This is a genomic window from Enterobacter cloacae complex sp. CDL013, from assembly GCF_049238805.1.
Lineage (GTDB): Bacteria > Pseudomonadota > Gammaproteobacteria > Enterobacterales > Enterobacteriaceae > Enterobacter > Enterobacter hormaechei_C.
The window spans coordinates 404,131-422,763 of sequence record NZ_JBMKGT010000002.1; the positions used below are offsets into that span (position 1 = coordinate 404,131).

11 protein-coding genes are annotated in these 18,633 nt (G+C 59.2%); 3 read left to right on the forward strand and 8 right to left on the reverse strand.

Features of this window, described 5'->3' with window-relative positions; genetic code table 11:
- Positions 1 to 156: 156 nt before the first annotated feature.
- From baeR to yegD, 7 genes are all read right to left on the reverse strand, one after another.
- Positions 157 to 879 carry a two-component system response regulator BaeR gene (baeR, locus tag ACOTXD_RS04915; protein ID WP_015572364.1) on the reverse strand — a complete coding sequence of 241 codons (723 nt, stop codon included), beginning with the start codon at positions 877 to 879 and terminating at the stop codon, positions 157 to 159.
- A complete protein-coding gene (gene baeS, locus ACOTXD_RS04920) occupies positions 876 to 2,279 on the reverse strand; it encodes a two-component system sensor histidine kinase BaeS (protein ID WP_061856597.1) in 1,404 nt (467 codons plus the stop codon). The genes baeR and baeS overlap by 4 nt, the downstream gene beginning before the upstream one ends.
- Positions 2,276 to 3,691, reverse strand: a complete 1,416-nt coding sequence (locus ACOTXD_RS04925; RefSeq protein ID WP_061856596.1) for an MFS transporter — start codon at positions 3,689 to 3,691, stop codon at positions 2,276 to 2,278. Before ACOTXD_RS04925 ends, baeS begins: the two co-directional genes overlap by 4 nt.
- On the reverse strand, positions 3,692 to 6,769 hold the full coding sequence (gene mdtC / locus ACOTXD_RS04930; RefSeq protein ID WP_061856595.1) for a multidrug efflux RND transporter permease subunit MdtC: 3,078 nt from the start codon (positions 6,767 to 6,769) through the stop codon (positions 3,692 to 3,694).
- The gene (locus tag ACOTXD_RS04935) at positions 6,770 to 9,892 is read right to left on the reverse strand and encodes an MdtB/MuxB family multidrug efflux RND transporter permease subunit (protein ID WP_421766378.1); all 3,123 of its coding nucleotides are present in this window, start codon (positions 9,890 to 9,892) and stop codon (positions 6,770 to 6,772) included. It lies immediately after the preceding gene.
- Positions 9,892 to 11,094, reverse strand: a complete 1,203-nt coding sequence (locus tag ACOTXD_RS04940; protein ID WP_022651490.1) for an MdtA/MuxA family multidrug efflux RND transporter periplasmic adaptor subunit — start codon at positions 11,092 to 11,094, stop codon at positions 9,892 to 9,894. Before ACOTXD_RS04940 ends, ACOTXD_RS04935 begins: the two co-directional genes overlap by 1 nt.
- A 216-nt stretch (positions 11,095 to 11,310) precedes the next feature.
- Positions 11,311 to 12,663, reverse strand: a complete 1,353-nt coding sequence (gene yegD, locus ACOTXD_RS04945; RefSeq protein ID WP_058658058.1) for a molecular chaperone — start codon at positions 12,661 to 12,663, stop codon at positions 11,311 to 11,313.
- A 130-nt stretch (positions 12,664 to 12,793) separates the two neighbouring features.
- Between yegD and alkA the strand changes: the two genes are divergently transcribed.
- Positions 12,794 to 13,666 carry a DNA-3-methyladenine glycosylase 2 gene (alkA, locus tag ACOTXD_RS04950; protein WP_047055230.1) on the forward strand — a complete coding sequence of 291 codons (873 nt, stop codon included), beginning with the start codon at positions 12,794 to 12,796 and terminating at the stop codon, positions 13,664 to 13,666.
- Here alkA and ACOTXD_RS04955 read toward each other — a convergent pair.
- Positions 13,631 to 16,960: a diguanylate cyclase gene (locus tag ACOTXD_RS04955; RefSeq protein ID WP_045330428.1), complete on the reverse strand. Its 3,330-nt coding sequence runs from the start codon at positions 16,958 to 16,960 to the stop codon at positions 13,631 to 13,633. The genes alkA and ACOTXD_RS04955 overlap by 36 nt on opposite strands.
- Before the next feature lie 342 nt (positions 16,961 to 17,302).
- Here ACOTXD_RS04955 and udk point away from each other — a divergent pair, with 342 nt between their 5' ends.
- Both udk and dcd read left to right on the forward strand, forming a co-directional pair.
- Positions 17,303 to 17,944, forward strand: coding sequence for a uridine kinase (gene udk, locus ACOTXD_RS04960; RefSeq protein WP_000130320.1), 642 nt, complete (start codon positions 17,303 to 17,305; stop codon positions 17,942 to 17,944).
- A gap of 91 nt (positions 17,945 to 18,035) precedes the next feature.
- Complete coding sequence (dcd, locus tag ACOTXD_RS04965) at positions 18,036 to 18,617, forward strand: dCTP deaminase (protein WP_013097886.1); 582 nt, start codon at positions 18,036 to 18,038, stop codon at positions 18,615 to 18,617.
- Positions 18,618 to 18,633: the final 16 nt, after the last annotated feature.

Consider the following 18,633-nt stretch of genomic DNA (forward strand, 5'->3'; position numbering starts at 1 on the left):
CTCGCCCCGGCCTACAGGAAACGCCTCAGCGATTTACAGCCGGACCGAGGCATCGCTGAAAGCCCTCAGTTATTCTGAGGCAACGTTATAGCTTTTGCTTTCAAATTGCTGGGGAACCCTCTCCCTTTGGGGAGACGGCAGGGTGAGGGGGGTTATTCAGGCAATCCTGCACGCATCCGCTTCCCAGCGATACCCCACGCCGTACACCGCGCGAATAAACGACTGGTCGGCGTCCAGCGCCTCCAGCTTGCGGCGCAGGTTTTTGATGTGGCTGTCGATGGTGCGGTCGGTCACCACGCGGTAATCGTCATACAGATGGTTGAGCAGCTGCTCGCGGGAAAACACTTTGCCCGGCTCGTGGGAGAGCGTTTTCAACAGGCGAAACTCTGCGGGGGTGAGATCCAAAAGTTTGCTGCGCCAGCTCGCCTGGAAACGGCTTTCGTCGACGATCAGCGGGCTTTGCGCATCGAGCACCTGCAATTCACGCTGCGGCTTACAGCGGCGGAGGATGGTTTTCACCCGAGCGACCACCTCCCGCGGGCTGTAAGGCTTGCAGATGTAATCGTCAGCGCCGATTTCGAGCCCCAGCAGACGATCGATCTCTTCGATTTTGGCCGTCACCATCACGATGGGAACATCGGAGAAACGACGAATTTCGCGGCACAGGGTTAGGCCGTCGGTACCCGGCAGCATCAGATCCAGCAGGATCAGATCCGGCGGCGTCTGGCGCACGTAGGGCAGCACCTGGTCGCCGTGGCTGATAAGCGTTGGCGCGTAACTCGCAGCGCGCAAATAGTCGATCAGCAGTTGCCCAAGTTTAGGCTCGTCTTCCACGATCAAAATACGCGGTGTGTTGTCGTCAATCGGTAACTCGGTCATGCTTCCCTCGATAAATCCCGTTCCAGAGGTAACTCTACTGTAATGCTAACCCCGCCAAAAGGCGAATGGGCGGCGCGGATGGTGCCGCCATGGGCCTCCACAATGTTAACGCAAATGGCCAGCCCAAGGCCGGAACCGCCGCTGGCGCGGTTGCGTGAACCTTCGGTGCGATAGAAGCGCTCGAACAGTTTTTCCAGCTGCGCATCCTTCACGCCAGGGGCGGAGTCCGCAAAGGTCAGGGCAAAGCGCCCGTTTTCCTGCCTGCCGGAGATATGCAGCGCGCCGCCGCCGTCGGTGTAGCGGAGGCTGTTCTCCAGCAGATTATTGAACAGCTGCATCAGGCGATCTCTGTCGCCGAACACCACCGCACTGTCCGGCAGCGAAAGGTTGATTTTCAGGTCACGGCTGGCGAAGCGCTCGCGGAATGCGCCGGTCACGACTTCAAGGATATTGATCACATCGATCGGTGCTTTCTGGTAAGCCAGGGCGCCTTCGTCGGACATGGAAAGCTGATGCAGATCGTCCACCAGTTTGGTCAGCGTACCGACTTCCGCCTGAAGCGAGGCCACCGACTCGGGGGTGAACTGCCGCACGCCGTCCTGAATCGCCTCCAGCTCGCCGCGCAGCACCGCCAGCGGGGTGCGCAGCTCGTGCGAAATGTCGGCCATAAAATCGCGGCGCATCTGCTGGTTTTTTTCCAGCGTGCTGGCGAGCTGGTTGAAGTCCTGCGCCAGCTTGCCCAGTTCATCCTGGCTGCGGGTGTCCACGCGGGTCGAGAAATCACCCGCCGCCAGCTTGTGCGTGCCTTCCACCAGGCGCTTAACCGGCGCCAGCAGGCCGCGCGCCAGCGGGAAGGTGGCGAGCGCCGCAAGCAGGGTAGAAAGCGCGACAATCAACCAGCTGGTCTGACGCTGCTGGCGGTCAAAGTTGATGTCGGTGTTGCGCGTCAGCCGCTCGACCGGGGAGGCGATAACCCAGCCCACCGTGGCGCCGTTCGAGGTAATGGCGCGCTTTGAGCCGTCCGGCGGTACCGGAGAGCGTGGGCCAACGAGCACGCGCATCTCCTGATCAATTACCCAGAACTGGGTGCGCCAGCCGTGCGGTGGCATGCCCGGTCCCGGACGGTCGTCGTCATTATCGTGCTCCAGCGAGCGCAGAATTTGAAATATAAAGCGATCGTTGTTGCGCAGAAAACGCCAGTTACCGTGCAGGCTATACTGTTCCCCCAGCGCGTCGCTTAAGCCCTGTAAACGCTGTTCGTTACCGTGCTTGATGTAGTCAATAAAGCCGCGCTCAAAGCTGACCCGCACCGCCCAGTGCATAGTAATCAGCAGGACGATACAGGTGGCGAAAATCGCCACAAAAAGCTTACCGGTGATCCCCGGACGCCAGAATTTCATGGTGCACTCCTTTTGCCGCGTCGGATCACGACGTTTTTGGTCGTGTCATTCGGCACTCTGGCAAAGATAAAAGCGGGCAGAGCGATAATTACCGCCATGCTGAGGTAAGTGTATAAAAAGACCTGATGCGCGACGGGGGTGTCGGCGCTGAGATGGTGCTGACCGTACATGCCGAGCAGCAATCCGGCAACCGTGACCCCCACGCTCATGGAGAGCTGCATGATCATCGACAGCAGACTGTTACCACTGCTTGCCAGCTCGTCCGGCAGATCTTTCAGCGTCAGGGTGTTCATCGACGAGAATCGCATGGAGTTGATGATCCCCTGGCAGAACAGCACCAGCGGCAGGATGTAGTACCAGCCCAGCAGCGCCACGGCCATAAACAGCAGGCAGACCAACGCCAGCCCGATCGTGGCGGCCACCAGCACGCGGTGATAGCCAAAGCGGTTCACCACCTGCACCACAATACGCTTCATCCCCATGCTGCCAAGTACCATCGGGATCATCATCAGCCCGGCATGGAACGGCGAGAAGCCCATCCCAATCTGTAAAAATACCGGCGTCATAAACGGCAACATGCCGCTGCCGATGCGTCCGGCAAAGCTGCCGAACAGACCAAGATGGTAGGTGGGATTCTTGAACAGATTCAGGCTGAACAGCGCGTTAGCGTTACCTCTGGCATGCCACAGATACCAGAGAATGGCGGTGACACCCAGCGCTACCAGCAGGGCGAGCGACAGGGAGGTGATCCCCAGCCCTTTTTGCCCGTCGAGCGCGAGGGTAAGCGTCGCCATGCCAGCTGCCAGCAGGATGAAGCCAAAGAAATCAAAGCGCCGGGTCTGCATTTTATAGTTCGGCATCAGCGTCAGGGTGGCAATCGCGCCGATAATACCGACCGGCAGGTTGATCAGGAAGATCCAGTGCCAGGAGGCATACTCCACCAGAATCCCGCCCAGCGCCGGGCCAAGCAACGGGCCGACCTGACCGGGCAGGGTGACGAAGGTCATCGCCGCCATATACTGCGCGCGCGGAACAATTTTCATCACCGTTAACCGCCCGACGGGTACCATCATCGCGCCGCCGACGCCCTGTAGCACGCGCGCCATCACCAGCTGGTCGAGGGTATTGGCCTGGGCGCAAAACAGCGACCCGGTGGTAAACAGCACAATGGCGGTGAAGAAGATGTTTCGCACGCCGACTTTATCCGCCAGCCAGCCGCTGGCAGGCAGCATCACGGCGACCGTCAGCACGTAGGCGACAATCACCATATGCATGTGCAGCGGGCTCTCCCCCAGGCTTTTCGCCATCGAGGGGAGGGCGGTGTTCACGATAGTCGTGTCCAGCGACTGCATAAAGAAGCCGAACGCGACGATCCACAATTGCCAGCGAACGTTACTGGGTAGGTCGGTCATTTACTCGGTCACCGTGGTTCTCTTTTTACGCGAAAAACGCAGCCGCAGGCGGTCAAAGAACAGATAGACTACCGGCGTCGTGTAGAGCGTCAGCAGCTGGCTCATCACCAGGCCGCCAACGATCGTGATCCCCAGCGGCTGGCGTAGTTCAGAGCCGTCACCGCCGGATATGACCAGCGGCAGCGCGCCGAACAGCGCGGCCAGCGTGGTCATCATGATCGGGCGAAAACGCAGCAGACAGGCCTGGAATATCGCCTCGTCCGGCGTCAGGTTGCCGTTGCGCTGGGCGTCCAGGGCAAAGTCGACCATCATTATCGCGTTTTTCTTCACGATGCCAATCAATAGCATGATCCCGATAAGCGCGATAAGACTGAATGGGGCACCGAACAGCTCCAGCGCCAGCAGCGCCCCCACGCCCGCAGAGGGAAGCGTGGAGAGAATGGTCAACGGGTGCACGTAGCTTTCGTACAGCACGCCCAGCACGATATAAACCGTGGCAATGGCCGCCAGAATCAAAATAACCTGCGAGTTCATGGTGTCCTGGAACACCTGCGCCGTACCGGCAAAGCTGCCGCGCACCGAGGAGGGCACCCCGAGCTGGGTCATGGCGCGATTAATGGCATCGCTGGCCTCAGACAGCGACGAGCCGGTTGGCAGGTTAAACGAGACGGTCGAGGCGGCGGAAAGCCCCTGGTGGTTCACCGACAGCGGGGCGTTCGACGGCTGCCAGCTGGCGAAGTACGACAGCGGAATCGCCTTACCGTCATCATTGATCACAAACATCTTGTCCAGCGCGCTGATGTCCTGGGTGTAGCGCGGCTCCACCTCCATCACCACCTTGTACTGGTTCATCGGCTGATAGATGGTAGAGACTTCACGCTGCCCGAAGGCGTTGTTCAGCAGGCTGTTGGCCGCCTCCACGTTAATGCCCAGGCGGGCCATGGTTTCACGATCGTAGGTGAGCGCCATCTCCGCGCCGTTGTTCTGGCTGTCAGAGTTCACGTCCGCCAGCTGCGGCAGCGCGGCCAGCGCTTTACGGATCTTCGGCTCCCACTCGCGCAGGGCGGCTAAGTCATCCGAGAGCAGGGTGTACTGATAGCTGGCGTTAGCCTGTCGTCCGCCGACGCGGATATCCTGAACGGCCATCAAAAACAGATTTGCCCCCGGCTCTTTGGCAAGCTTCAGCCGCAGGCGGTCAATGATCTGCTGCGCCGTTTCGTGACGTTCACCGCGCGGCTTAAGGGTAATAAACATCATCCCGCTGTTAACGCGCGAGCCGCCGGTAAAGCCGGTGACGTTATCCACGGCCGGATCTTCCCGGATGATTTTCATAAAGTCTTGCAGTTTGCCGCGCATCGCCTGGAACGAAATGCTCTGGTCCGCCTGAATACCGCCCATCAGCACGCCGGTATCCTGCTCCGGGAAGAAGGTTTTCGGGATGGTGATATACATCCAGACGTTGAGGACGATGGTGCCGATCAGCACCAGCCCGACAATACGCGTGTGGTTCAGCACCCATTTCAGCGATTTGCCGTAGCCGGACTGCATCGCCATCAGGACGCGGCCAAAGCCTTTCCTGCGCGGCTGCGAGTGCGGTTGGCTGCGCTTTAGCATCCAGCCGCACATCATCGGCGTCAGCGTCAGCGAAATCATCAGTGAGATACCAATGGCGACGGAAAGCGTGACGGCAAATTCGCGCAGCAGTCGCCCCGGCAGGCCGCCCATCAGCAGCAGTGGCAGGAATACCGCTACCAGCGACAGGCTCATGGACAGGACCGTGAAGCCCACTTCGCGCGTCCCCTGAAGCGCCGCCTGGAGCGGCTTCATGCCCGCTTCCAGATGGCGCGAGATATTCTCCAGCACCACGATGGCGTCATCCACCACAAACCCGGTGGCAATCGTCAGCGCCATCAGCGACAGGTTGTTAAGGCTAAAGCCGCACAGGTACATGGCGGCAAAGGTGCCTATCAGCGATACCGGCACCGCCACCGCCGGGATCAGCGTCGCGCGCCCCGAGCGCAGGAACAGGAACACCACCAGGATCACCAGCGCGACGGAGATGATCAGCGTTTGCTCTACCTCCTCAAGCGAGGCGCGGATGGTGGGGGAGCGGTCCTGCGCAATCTGGAGATCGATGGCCGCCGGAATCGTTTCCTGAAGCTCCGGCAGGCGCGCGCGGATGCTGTTCACCGTCTGAATGATGTTGGCTTCCGGCAGCTTGCGGATCATCAGCAAAATCGCCGGTTTGGCGTTGGTCATCCCGGCGTTACGCACGTCCTGCACCGAATCGGTGACGCTGGCGACGTCGCTCAGGCGCACCGCCGCGCCGTTGTTGTAGTGAATAATCAACGGCTGATACTCGGCGGCGGTTTTCAGCTCGTCGTTAGTCTGGATCTGCCAGCGGTGGCTGTTGTCCTCAATCGCGCCCTGCGGCTTACGCACGTTGGCGTTGCTGATGGCGGAACGCACGTCGTCCAGCGACACGCCCTGGTTAAACAGCGCCTGCGGATTCAGCCCCACGCGCACGGCGGGCAGGGAGCTGCCGCCGACGTCCACGTCGCCCACGCCTTCAATCTGGGCGATGGTTTGCGCCAGCTGGGTGGAGGCAAAATCGTACAGCTCGCCCTGGGAGTAGGTCTCTGACGTGAGCGTCAGGATCATGATCGGCGCGTCGGAGGGGTTGGCCTTGCGATAGGTTGGACGGCTCGGCATGCCGCTCGGCAGCAGGCTTTGGGCGGCGTTAATCGCGGCCTGCACGTCACGTGCCGCGCCGTTGATGTCCCGGTCGAAATTGAATTCCAGAATGATGCGCGTGCTGCCCAGCGAACTACTGGAGGTCATCTCGTTAACCCCGGCAATTCGCCCAAGCGAGCGCTCAAGCGGCGTCGCCACCGATGAGGCCATGGTTTCCGGCGAGGCACCCGGCAGCGAGGCGCTGACCATGATCACCGGGAAATCGACCTGCGGCAGCGGGGCCACCGGCAGCAGCCGGAAGCCCAGCACGCCGCACAGGGTAATAGCGACGGAGAGTAAAATCGTCGCCACCGGACGGTAAATGAAGAGGGCGAAAAACTTCACTTACGCCTCCTCTTCACGTTTCGGGAAGCGGCTTTTCGTCCACAGGGCCAGACGGTCAAACAGCAGGTAGATAACCGGCGTGGTAAACAGCGTCAGCACCTGGCTCACCAGCAGGCCGCCGACCATCCCGATGCCCAGCGGACGGCGCAGTTCGGCCCCCACGCCGGTGCTCAGCATCAGCGGCAGCGCGCCCAGCAGGGCGGCGAGGGTGGTCATCAGGATCGGGCGAAAACGCAGCAGACAGGCCTGGTAAATGGCCTCGCGCGGCGCCATACCCTGCTCGCGCTCGGCGGCCAGCGCAAAGTCGATCATCATGATGGCGTTTTTCTTCACGATGCCGATAAGCAGAATGATGCCGATGATCGCAATCACGTCCAGTTCGCTCCCCGCCAGCATTAGCGCCAGCAGTGCCCCCACGCCCGCCGTCGGCAGGGTGGAGAGAATGGTGATCGGGTGGATAAAGCTTTCATACAGCACGCCAAGCACGATATACATCGCCACCACCGCCGCGACAATCAGCCAGACGGTGCTGCCCAGCGCGGCCTGGAACGCCAGAGTACTGCCCTGGAACTGGGTCTGAATATCGGACGGGAAGCTGAGTTCTTTCTCCGCACCCAGAATGGCCTCCACCGCTTCGCCCAGGGAATAACCGTCCGGCACGTTGAACGAAATGGTGGTGGATGGGAACTGATCGAGATGGTTAATCGACAGCGGGGTGTGACGCTCTTCCACGCTGGCAATGGCGCTGAGCGGCACAATCCCGCCGTCTTTGCTGGTCAGGCGTATCGAGTCCAGCGCGGCAAGCCCGGGCGTGTTCTCGGTGTTATGTTCCAGCACCACGCGATACTGGTTCGCCTGGGTGTAAATGGTGGAGATAAGGCGCTGGCCAAAGGCGTTATACAGCGCGTTATCCACGTCGGACATGGTAATGCCCAGACGGCTGGCGGTGTCGCGGTTGACGTTCACGTACGCCGCCAGCCCTTTATCCTGCCAGTCGCTGCTGACGTCAGAAATCTGCGGCAGTGCTTTCAGCTTGTCCACCAGTTGCGGCACCCAGGTGCTGAGTGCATCAAGCGAGGTGGCCTGGAGCGTAAACTGGTACTGCGTGCGGCTCACCTGCGTATCAATGGTTAAATCCTGGATCGGTTGCAGATACAGCTCAATGCCCGGTACGCGCGCCACAGCGCTTTGCAGACGCTCAATAACCGCGTTGACGCGATCGTCACGGTCATCGAGCGGTTTAAGGTTAATTTGCAGGCGCGCGCTGTTAAGCGACGGGTTGGTGCCGTCTACGCCCACGTAGGCAGTCAGGCTTTCCACCGCCGGATCTTTCATGATGATCTCAGACACCTGCTGCTGGCGCTGCGCCATGTTGGCGAAGGAGACCGTCTGTGGCGCCTGAAGCGTGCCCTGAATAATGCCGTTGTCCTGAATCGGGAAGAAGCCTTTCGGAATGAAAATCCACAGCATGACGCTGAGCGCCAGCGTGCCGAGGGCCACGTCGAGCGTCGCCCAGGGATGGTTCAGGACTTTCGCCAGCACGCGGCCGTAGGCGGCAATAATGCGCTCGAACATCCGCTCGGAGGCGAGGGAGAAGCGGTTTTGCTTGCGCAAAGATTCGTGGCTCAGCATGCGGGCGCACATCATCGGCGTCAGCGTCAGCGACACCACGGCAGAGATCAGAATGGCGACCGCCAGCGTCACGGCAAACTCGCGGAACAGCCGCCCGACGATATCGCCCATAAACAGCAGCGGGATCAGCACCGCAATCAGCGAGAAGGTGAGCGAAATAATGGTAAAGCCGATCTCCCCCGCGCCCTTCAGCGCGGCGGCTAACGGCTTTTCACCTTTCTCGATATAGCGCGAGATGTTTTCGATTACCACGATGGCGTCGTCCACCACAAACCCGGTGGCGATGGTGAGCGCCATCAGCGTCAGGTTGTTAATCGAGAAGTCGAGAAATACCATTACCGCGAACGTCCCGACCAGCGAGAGCGGCACGGCAACGGCGGGAATGATGGTTGCCGGAACGTTGCGCAGGAACAGGTAGATGATCATCACCACCAGCGCAATCGCCAGCATCAGCTCGAACTGGGTGTCAGTCACTGACGCGCGAATATTCGTGGTGCGGTCAGAGAGCACTTTCACGCTGACCGATTTTGGCAGGCTTTCCACCAGCTGCGGCAGCATGGTGCGAATGCTGTCGGCGGTATCAATAATGTTCGCGCCCGGCTGGCGCTGAACGTTCATGACAATCGCCTGCTGCTTATTAGCCCACGCCCCGAGCCAGCTGTTTTCCGCGCCTTGTTCGACGGTTGCCACGTCGCCCAGGCGGATCGGTGCGCCGTTCTGGTAGGCAATGATCAGCTGACGGTATTCATCGGCGGAATGCATCTGGTCGTTGGCGGAGAGCGTGACCGCGCGGGTCGGGCCGTCCAGCGAGCCCTTCGCTGAGTTAACGTTGGCGCTGCTGATGGCGGTGCGAATGGTTTCGCTGGTTAACCCCAGCGCGGCAATGGCCTGGGCATTGAGCTTAACGCGCACCGCGGGGCGTTGTCCCCCTGCGAGCGTCACCAGCCCGACGCCTGTCACCTGCGAAATCTTCTGCGCCACGCGGGTTTCGACCATGTCTTCCACCTGCGTCATCGGCATGGCGGAGGAGGTGACGGCAAGCGTCATGATCGGCGGGTCTGCCGGGTTCACCTTGCTGTAAACCGGCGGGTTCGGCAGGTCAGACGGCAGCAGGTTGGTGGCGGCGTTAATGGCGGCCTGCACCTCCTGTTCCGCGACGTCAAGCGACAGCGCGAGCTGGAACTGAAGCGTGACGACCGAGGCACCGCCCGAGCTCTGGGAGGACATCTGCTTCAGGCCAGACATCTGGCCAAACTGACGCTCCAGCGGGGCGGTGATGGCGGACGTCACCACATCTGGACTGGCGCCCGGATAGAGGGTGACAACCTGAATAGTCGGGTAGTCCACTTCCGGCAGCGCCGACACGGGCAGAAAACGGTAGCCAATGATCCCGGCCAGCAGGATCGCCACCATCAACAGGGTCGTCGCAACCGGTCGTAAAATAAACAGGCGTGATGGCCCACCTGTAGAGCTCGGCGGCATCACCTGCATCAGGCTTTTGCTCCTGTATTCTGCGCTTCCACCACCTCGACCTGCGCCCCTTCGGTCAGCCGGTCAATACCGTCGGTTACGACGCGGTCGCCTGCGGACAGCCCGGCGCTGATCACCACCGTCTGACTGTCCTGGATCCCGGTTTTCACCAGGTGTTTGCTGACCTTGTTTTCGCTGTTCAGCACCCAGACAAAGTTGCCTTCACTGCCCATTTGCAGGGCCGCCGTCGGGATCACCACGGCGTTTTCTTCGGTCGCGACCAGCATTCGCGCATTGACGAACTGATTCGGGAACAGGGCATCGTCCTGATTGTTGAAGCGTGCTTTTAACTTGATGGTGCCGGTGGTGGTGTCGATCTGGTTATCCAGGCTCAACAGCGAACCTTCGCTCAGCTTCTGCTTGTTGGTGCGATCCCAGGCTTCAACTACCAGCGATTTTCCGGCCTTCTGCGCCTGTATCACCGTCGCAATGTCGCTTTCCGGCAGGGTAAAGACGAGATCGATAGGGTGCGTCTGGGTGATCACCACGATGCCCGTGGTATCGCCGCTGGAGATTTGGTTCCCGATATCAACCTGTTTCAGGCCCACGCGGCCGTCAATCGGCGCAGTGATCCGGCTCCAGTCGAGCTGGAGCTGGGCGCTGGCGACCGCGGCTTCGTCGGCCTTGATGGTGCCCTGAGATTCACTGACCAGAGATTGCTGGGTATCCAGCTCCTGGCGCGACACGAGGTTGGTTTTTACCAACTGCTGATAGCGGGCTAAATCGCGGCGGGCATTGGCGAGGGTGGCTTTGTCTTTCGCGAGTTGCCCCTGCGCCTGCGCCAGGGCCACCTTAAACTGGCTTGGATCGATTTCCGCCAGCAGATCGCCCGCTTTCACCTGTTGACCTTCCTGGAAGTGGATGGCCATCAGCTGACCGTCTACGCGGCTACGTACCGTCACGGTGTTGGCGGCAGTGATGGTTCCCAGCCCGGAGAGATAACGAGGCACCGCTTTATTCACCGCCGTTGCCGCCTGCACCGGTGCCAGCGCACCGCCGCGCATACCGTGGCGCCCGCCGCCCGTTGGGCGTTGTGAGGGGCTACTGGCGCCAGCAGGTGCCGTGGAGTTCGCGGACTGGCTGTGCCAGTACCAGGCGGCGGCCAGGACCACCACAATCAGACCAGCGGCGATTGCCCAGCGGGATTTGTTACTGCCTTTCATCGTTATACGTTCTCATCCTGAAACTCTTTCGGGGAATGATACTAGTTTAGTCAGGTAACACAGTGGAAAAATGGAGGAAATATGGAAGACTGTCAGGAATGGTCTGAGTGTGGTGCCGCGGTTTCGCCTTCGCCGGGTGGCGCTGCGCTTACCCGGCCAACGGTTGGAGGATCTTGTTGGCCGGGTAAGGCGAAGCCGCCACCCGGCACAACTCCATTAGCTAAACACCACCTGCGCCCAGCGCGCCAGCCCTGCCGTAACGGAGCCAAAGTCATCGCCGCCGGCAATCGGGATCCCCGGCAGCTGTTCCGCCAGCGCTTTCTTGATCAGCGGCGAACGGGCGCTACCGCCGGTCAGGTAAATCACGTCCGGCTTCACTTTGCCATTCTCAAGCGCCAGCTGCACCTGCTCCAGAATACGCTGAAGCGGCTGAGTCAGCGCCATTTCCAGCCCTTCCTGGGTGATAGCCGTAGCCAGATCGTCACTGATAAACGGCAGCGAAACCGCATGCTCAGGACGATCGGAAAGGGCGATTTTGCTCTCTTCGGCGGTGCGCACCACGCGGTAGCTCAGGCGCTGACGCCACACCTTATACAGCAGCGCGACCTTCTCTGCATCCTGTGCATCACGCACCAGATCGTTGAGGAAACGGCCATTCGCGGTGCTGTAAAAATCACTCTGGGCAGGGACGTCGTTGATGGCAATCGCGTTCCACCACGGCAGGATCGGCAGGGCGATGCCTTTCTCGGTTTGACCGCCCATGCCGAGCAGCGGCATCAGGCTCTTGAATGCCAGGGCAATATCCAGATCGTTACCGCCCACTCGGCAGCCGCTGTGCCCCAGCAGACTGTTTTCACGATCGCGACGGTGATGCCACTTCGGACCCATCAGCAGTAATGAGCAGTCCGTCGTTCCGCCGCCGATGTCCACTACCAGCACCCGTTTCTCTTCCGTCAGCGTGGCTTCAAAATCCAGCCCCGCTGCAACCGGCTCATACTGGAATACCACGTCACGGAAGCCAGCCCGGTGCGCTGCACGCTCAAGGATCCCCTGCGCCTGCTGGTTGGCTTCGTCGCCGCCCAGCCCCTGGAAGTTGATCGGACGGCCAATCACCGCCTGGGTGATGGCATCCGGCACCTGGGACTGCGCCTGATTGCGGATGTGCAGCATCATCGCGCAGACCAGATCTTCAAACATCGCCACTTGCTGTGGCTTCAGGCCGCTGGCGCCGAGGAAGGATTTCGGCGATTTAACGAAGTAGACCTCTTCCGGATCTTCAATGTACTGCCCGAGGGAAGAGAGGCCGAACTGCACGCTGGAAGGGGTAACGTCGATATCTTCCTCGCGGTTAAAGCTGACCGCACGGCGCAGCAGCGCCTGGGTTTCCGCTGCGGTAGCAGGAACCTGATGATGGCGGAACAGCCACTCGCTCACCGCTTCACGCGTCGGCGCACAGAGCATTGACGGCAACAGCGTACTGCCGTTTTCCATTTTCAGGAGCTGCGGTTGTCCGTTTTGCATTATCGCAACCGAGCAGTTTGCGGTGCCGTAGTCGAATCCAATAAACACAATAAATCCCCATGCCGGTGAGAAGGGGCGAGACTTTAGCGAAATGTCTGCCAGGCGACAACAGGAATATGAAAGCAAGGCGCAACGCGATCTTTCGGTTTATGCTGAGGTAAATACAAAAGGAGAGACAATGTACACCCTGAACTGGCAACCGCCTTACGACTGGTCGTGGATGTTTGGCTTTCTTGCCGCGCGTGCGGTCACGGGGGTTGAGACCGTTACGAAGGATTACTACGAGCGCAGTTTTGGCTATGCCGGGCACCAGGGCGTTTTCCGGGTTACGCCAGATAGCGCAACCCATACGCTTGCGGTGTCGCTTAGCCCTGGCCTGATCCCGGTGGCGGATATCTGCCTGGACCGCATCGCCCGCCTTTTTGACCTCGATTGCGACCCGCAGCACATTGCACAGACCCTCGGCGATCTCGGCGCGGCGCGGCCGGGGTTACGTTTGCCCGGAGCAATGGATGCTTACGAGCAGGGCGTGCGCGCCATTCTTGGACAACTGGTAAGCGTGGCGATGGCGGCTAAACTGGCGTCACGGGTGGTGGCGCTGTGCGGTGAACCCATCCAGGACGCGCCGGGCTACCTCTGCTTTCCTCCGCCAGAGGTACTGGCCGCGGTGGATCCGCTGGCGTTGAAAGCACTCGGGATGCCGCTCAAGCGTGCGGAGTCGTTGATTCATCTGGCGCAGTCGGTGGTGGACGGTGAATTCCCGCTGTTCCCGCCCGCGAACGTTGAGGACGGGATGAAGGCGCTACAGCAGCGCCCCGGCATCGGGCGCTGGACCGCGAATTATCTGGCCCTGCGCGGCTGGCAGGCGAAGGATGTTTTCCTGCCGGATGATTATCTGATTAAACAGCGCTTTGCCGGTATGACGCCCGCGCAGATCCGTCGCTACGCCGAGCGCTGGCAGCCGTGGCGCTCGTATGCGCTGTTACATATTTGGTACACCGACGGCTGGTCGCCGTCAGTTGATGGCGAAATAGCTGGTATTCAGCAGTAGATCGAGCGGCTGCGCTTCCCCTATGGTGTCGCCGTAGATAAAGTCAACGCCGATGCCCGACAGCGTATTCATCATGATCGACTGATGGCATGGCCCGGCAATGGTTTTTATGCCCAGACGCTGGGCATGGCCCTGAATGATGGTCACCATCATCTCGTCCATCAGATTGCCGTGGACGTTGGTCACCACGTCTGCATCCAGCAGCAGATAATCAGCGGTGTTGGCGCTGAGCTGGCTGAAGACGTTCATATCGCGTCCAACCCGCGTCAGCACCACGCGACAGCCAGCCTGACGAAGCTTTTGCAGACCCTGCTGCACGTTTTCATCCGTATTGCTCAGCACATCAGCGGCGATCGCCAGATGCAGCAGCCGCGCCGGCAGCGGACCTTTGGTAATGAGGTCGAGCAGCTCATCCACCAGCGTGACGCTGGCTAAACCCGCTTCTGAGAGCGGCAGCGCGACGCCCATTCCTTTGGCCGCCACCTGTGCGGCATAGGTACGGAAGAATTCGCTGAAGATACGTCGGTCCAGGGCGTGCAGCAGCTCCGGCTCCGCCAGCCCGGCGCGGAAGGCATGCTCTTCCAGCACTTCCCCCTGGCTGGTCCACAGCCGCAAGGAAATCAGCCAGAAGCTACTGCTCTCGGGAATGCGCGGCGAGGCGACGCTGCGGGCGATCATCAGCAGATGGTTATCTTTAATCATGTGCCACTGCTCATCCAGCGACATCATGCTGCGCGTGCTGTGGATCCTCTCCTGCTGGGGTTCGTAGACGGTGACCACGCCGCGCCCGCTGTTTTTCGAGGCGTAGCAGGCGATATCGGCCTGAGACATCACTTCCGCAGCCTGATAATTGGTGTCGTCAATCAGCGTAATCCCCGCACTGGCACCAATGCGGTGCAGGCGTCCTTCCCAGGAAAAATGATAGTTGTTGATGGCGTCGATCAACCGGCCCGCAATGTAGCGTGCGCTTTCGACGTTGCAGTCCGGCAGCAGCAGGCCAAACTCGTCGCCGCCCAGACGCGCCAGCACGTCGCTGGAGCGCAGCATGGTCAGCATCAGCGAAGAGAGTTCGCGCAGGAGAGCGTCGCCCGCCGCGTGGCCTGCCGTATCGTTCACCGCCTTAAAACGGTCAAGATCGATAAAGACCAGCGCGTGATGCTGATGGGTCTCCTGTACTGTCTGCAACAGACGCTTCAGATGGTTTTCAAAGCTGACGCGGTTCGCCAGGTGGGTCAGGGCGTCATGTGAGGCGCTGTAACTCAGCTGGCGCAGCATTTTGCGCGACTCGGTCACGTCCTGAATCACCAGCACCGAGCCGATGGTGTTACCTTCCAGAGTGCTGAGGGGGGTAATGCTGTAATGAATGTCGAAACTGCCGCCATTGCGGCAGTTAAGCACCACGTCCTGTTCGATATCGGTACGGGACATATCGCCGCTGTGGATGTTTTCCATTAACGGACCGTTCTCGCCGAAGGTAATGTGCAGCACCTTCAGAACGGGCTGACCCAGCGCTTCGCTTTGCGACCAGCCGCTCATCTTCTCGGCGACCGGGTTCATAAAGGTGATGTTCATGTCGATATCGGTGCACAGCACCGCTTCGCCGATGGAGTCGAGGGTGATATGCAGGCGCTCTTTTTCCTGGAACAGCGCCTCGTTCAGCTGCTTCACCTCGGTCATATCCATGTTGATCCCTAACAGCCGCTCCACTTCGCCCTGTTTATTCAGTACCCGGTTCGCCAGCGAACGAATGTGGCGGATGCCATCCTTGACGCGAATGCGAAATTCCAGCTTGAAAGGCACCCTGGCCTGAAGGGATTCTCGCAGCACCTGTTCGGCGTGGGTGCGATCTTCAGGCACCATGGCCGCATGCCAGAGCTGCCAGGTGGGTTTAATGTGCGGGGGGATCTCGTACAGCTCAAACATCCGCTTATCCCAGCTGATCACGTCCGGCTCGAGATCCCACTCCCATATCCCGATGCCACCGGCTTCGTTCGCGAGGGTGATACGCTCCATCAGACGCTTATTGACCCACTCGGTCTGTTTCAGGTCGTTGATATCTTCAATCTGGGCAATAAAGTAGAGCGGGGTGCCGTCGGCATGGCGCACAACGGAGACGGCCAGCAGCGCCCACACCACCTCTCCGCTGCGAGTGTAGTAGCGTTTTTCGAGGCTGTAGCTATTGATCTCCCCGTTAATCAGCTGTCCCAACTGCTCCAGGTCGGTATTTAAATCTTCTGGCCAGGTTAACTGCTGAAACGTGAGCGACTGGAGTTCAGACTGGCTGTAACCGAGGAAATTGCACAGCGCCTTGTTGGCCTGGAGCCACTGGCCCTCAATGCCCACCAGCGCCATACCAATCGCGGAATATTCCATCGCATTACGAAAACGTTCTTCGCTTTCCGTAATATGTTTACGCTCGGCCCGGAAGGCATACATCACCATCGTCATAATATTGGCGGGGAGCAGCATCATCAGGAAGGGGAGCCACGGCGCGTTGAAGGTGACGATCATGGAGGAGGGCGTCATGGAGAGCGGATTTCGCGCCATCATCAGGGACACCATCATGATGGTGAATAAAAATATCAGGAACGCTTCCATACGCGGCAGACGAACCGCGCTCCACATCAGCAGAACGATGATGCAGGTGAATGGCCACGGCAGCCAGGTGATTGCCGTCCAGCAAAGAACCAGCGTAACGACCAGGGTCACCAGCGTTTCCAGCAGCAGTTTCGGATTGCGGTGGCGCAGCAGGTAATGCGGTTTAAACAGCAGACCTAAAGGCACCAGCGCCAGCGCGCCAATGGCCTCTGAAAGTACCCAGACAAGGAAATTACGCAGCGGCTCCGCGCTCGGCACCAGAAAATGAACCAGAACGCCCCCCACCAGCGGCGGCACAAGGGCACTGCCGAGGGCAAGCCGGACCCAGTCGTTGAGGTTTTGCAGCGGATTATACCAGGGGAGCAGTTTACGCAGTAACAGCGCGCCAACCGTGGCCTCAATGATATTAATCGCCGTGTAGGTGATGTTGAGCGATTCCCATGAGAAGAGCATCCACGAGGCAAAGATATTGCCAAAAGAGCAGGCGAGGGCAATGCCGGGCCACATTTTTCCCGCGTGGCGGTAAAACGCTACCATCATTATTGAAGTCGGGAACCACAATGGCGCCAGCAGCGTACCGAAGCGAGTCAGTTCGAGGGAAAATAAGGTGAAGATGAACGTGACCAGACCCAGACAGACAAGCCGCAGTAAAGGATGTGGGGTAGTAACCAAAACCCGCTGGTATTGTTTATTCATTACCGCTCTATCCAGGGACGCCATGTTGTCAGGAGCCAGGTCCGGACGCGTGAAATTAATAATTTGGTTTATGCTAGTACAAACATTTTACAATTCATATGCCGAGTGCTCAGATTTTGACTTCATAGACTTATAAAATAGTTACTCTGCGAAGAATGGTGATGAAATGGTGAAAATCCGCGCGTAAAAATTTCGCTAAAGGCGTGAAACGTCGCTTTTCAGCCCGCCTCGCATAACCTGCGCATTCGACTGGTATCACGCCCCCGAAATCCCTATAATTGCCGCGTTTGACGCTCCGGCGTCGTCCTTCCTTACATCCAGGTTAATCAGGTCGCTAAATTTATGACTGATAAGTCTCATCAGTGCGTCATCATAGGCATCGCCGGCGCATCGGCTTCAGGTAAAAGTCTTATTGCCAGTACCCTTTATCGCGAACTGCGTGAACAAGTGGGTGATGAGCATATCGGTGTTATTCCCGAAGATAGCTATTACAAAGATCAATCCCATCTTTCGATGGAAGAGCGCGTAAAAACCAACTACGACCACCCCAGTGCGATGGATCACAGCCTGCTGTTCCAGCATCTGGAAGCGCTAAAGCGCGGCGAGGCAATTGAGCTGCCCGTCTACAGCTACGTGGAACATACCCGCACCCAGGAAACGATCCGTATCGAGCCCAAGAAGGTGATTATCCTTGAAGGGATTTTGCTGCTCACCGACGCCCGTCTGCGCGAATCAATGAACTTCTCGATTTTCGTCGACACTCCTCTGGATATCTGCCTGATGCGGCGTATCAAACGCGACGTTAATGAACGCGGCCGCTCCATGGACTCGGTGATGGCGCAATATCAGAAAACCGTTCGCCCGATGTTCCTGCAATTTATTGAGCCTTCGAAACAATACGCCGATATTATCGTGCCTCGTGGCGGTAAAAACCGTATTGCCATTGATATCTTAAAAGCGAAAATCAGTCAGTTTTTTGAATAAGCCGTGTGAATTGTGTACCGTTCAGAGATAACCTGGTTTTGCCCTGACGCCGTAAGGCTTCAGGGCGCGATGCACGAAAGGAGAAAGTGCCATGCGTCTTTGTGACCGCGATATAGAAGCCTGGCTGGATGAAGGCCGCCTGTCTATCACCCCGCGTCCGCCGGTTGAGCGTATTAACGGCGTGACCGTCGATGTGCGTCTGGGGAATAAATTCCGCACCTTCAGCGGCCACACGGCACCGTTTATCGACCTCAGCGGGCCGAAAGACGAAGTCAGCGCGGCGCTGGATCGCGTCATGAGCGACGAAATCGTCATCGACGAAGGAGAGGCGTTTTATCTCCATCCTGGCGAACTGGCGCTGGCGGTGACCTTTGAATCGGTCACGCTGCCTGCGGATCTGGTTGGCTGGCTTGACGGACGCTCTTCCCTGGCGCGTCTGGGCCTGATGGTGCACGTCACCGCGCACCGTATCGATCCGGGCTGGTCGGGCCGTATCGTGCTGGAGTTCTTTAACGCCGGTAAACTGCCGCTGGCGCTTCGTCCGGGAATGATGATTGGTGCGTTGAGCTTCGAACCGCTGACCGGCCCGGCAGACCGTCCTTATAACCGCCGTCAGGACGCAAAATATCGCGACCAGCAGGGTGCGGTTGCCAGTCGTATCGATAAAGACTGATCTGTGAGTTCACTGA

Bases quoted from the DNA above. Each gene is read 5' to 3' on its own strand.
- baeR (WP_015572364.1), bottom strand. From the start codon at position 879: ATGACCGAGTTACCGATTGACGACAACACACCGCGTATTTTGATCGTG.
- baeS (WP_061856597.1), bottom strand. From the start codon at position 2,279: ATGAAATTCTGGCGTCCGGGGATCACCGGTAAGCTTTTTGTGGCGATT.
- ACOTXD_RS04925 (WP_061856596.1), bottom strand. From the start codon at position 3,691: ATGACCGACCTACCCAGTAACGTTCGCTGGCAATTGTGGATCGTCGCG.
- ACOTXD_RS04935 (WP_421766378.1), bottom strand. From the start codon at position 9,892: ATGCAGGTGATGCCGCCGAGCTCTACAGGTGGGCCATCACGCCTGTTT.
- ACOTXD_RS04940 (WP_022651490.1), bottom strand. From the start codon at position 11,094: ATGAAAGGCAGTAACAAATCCCGCTGGGCAATCGCCGCTGGTCTGATT.
- alkA (WP_047055230.1), top strand. From the start codon at position 12,794: ATGTACACCCTGAACTGGCAACCGCCTTACGACTGGTCGTGGATGTTT.
- ACOTXD_RS04955 (WP_045330428.1), bottom strand. From the start codon at position 16,960: ATGAATAAACAATACCAGCGGGTTTTGGTTACTACCCCACATCCTTTA.
- udk (WP_000130320.1), top strand. From the start codon at position 17,303: ATGACTGATAAGTCTCATCAGTGCGTCATCATAGGCATCGCCGGCGCA.
- dcd (WP_013097886.1), top strand. From the start codon at position 18,036: ATGCGTCTTTGTGACCGCGATATAGAAGCCTGGCTGGATGAAGGCCGC.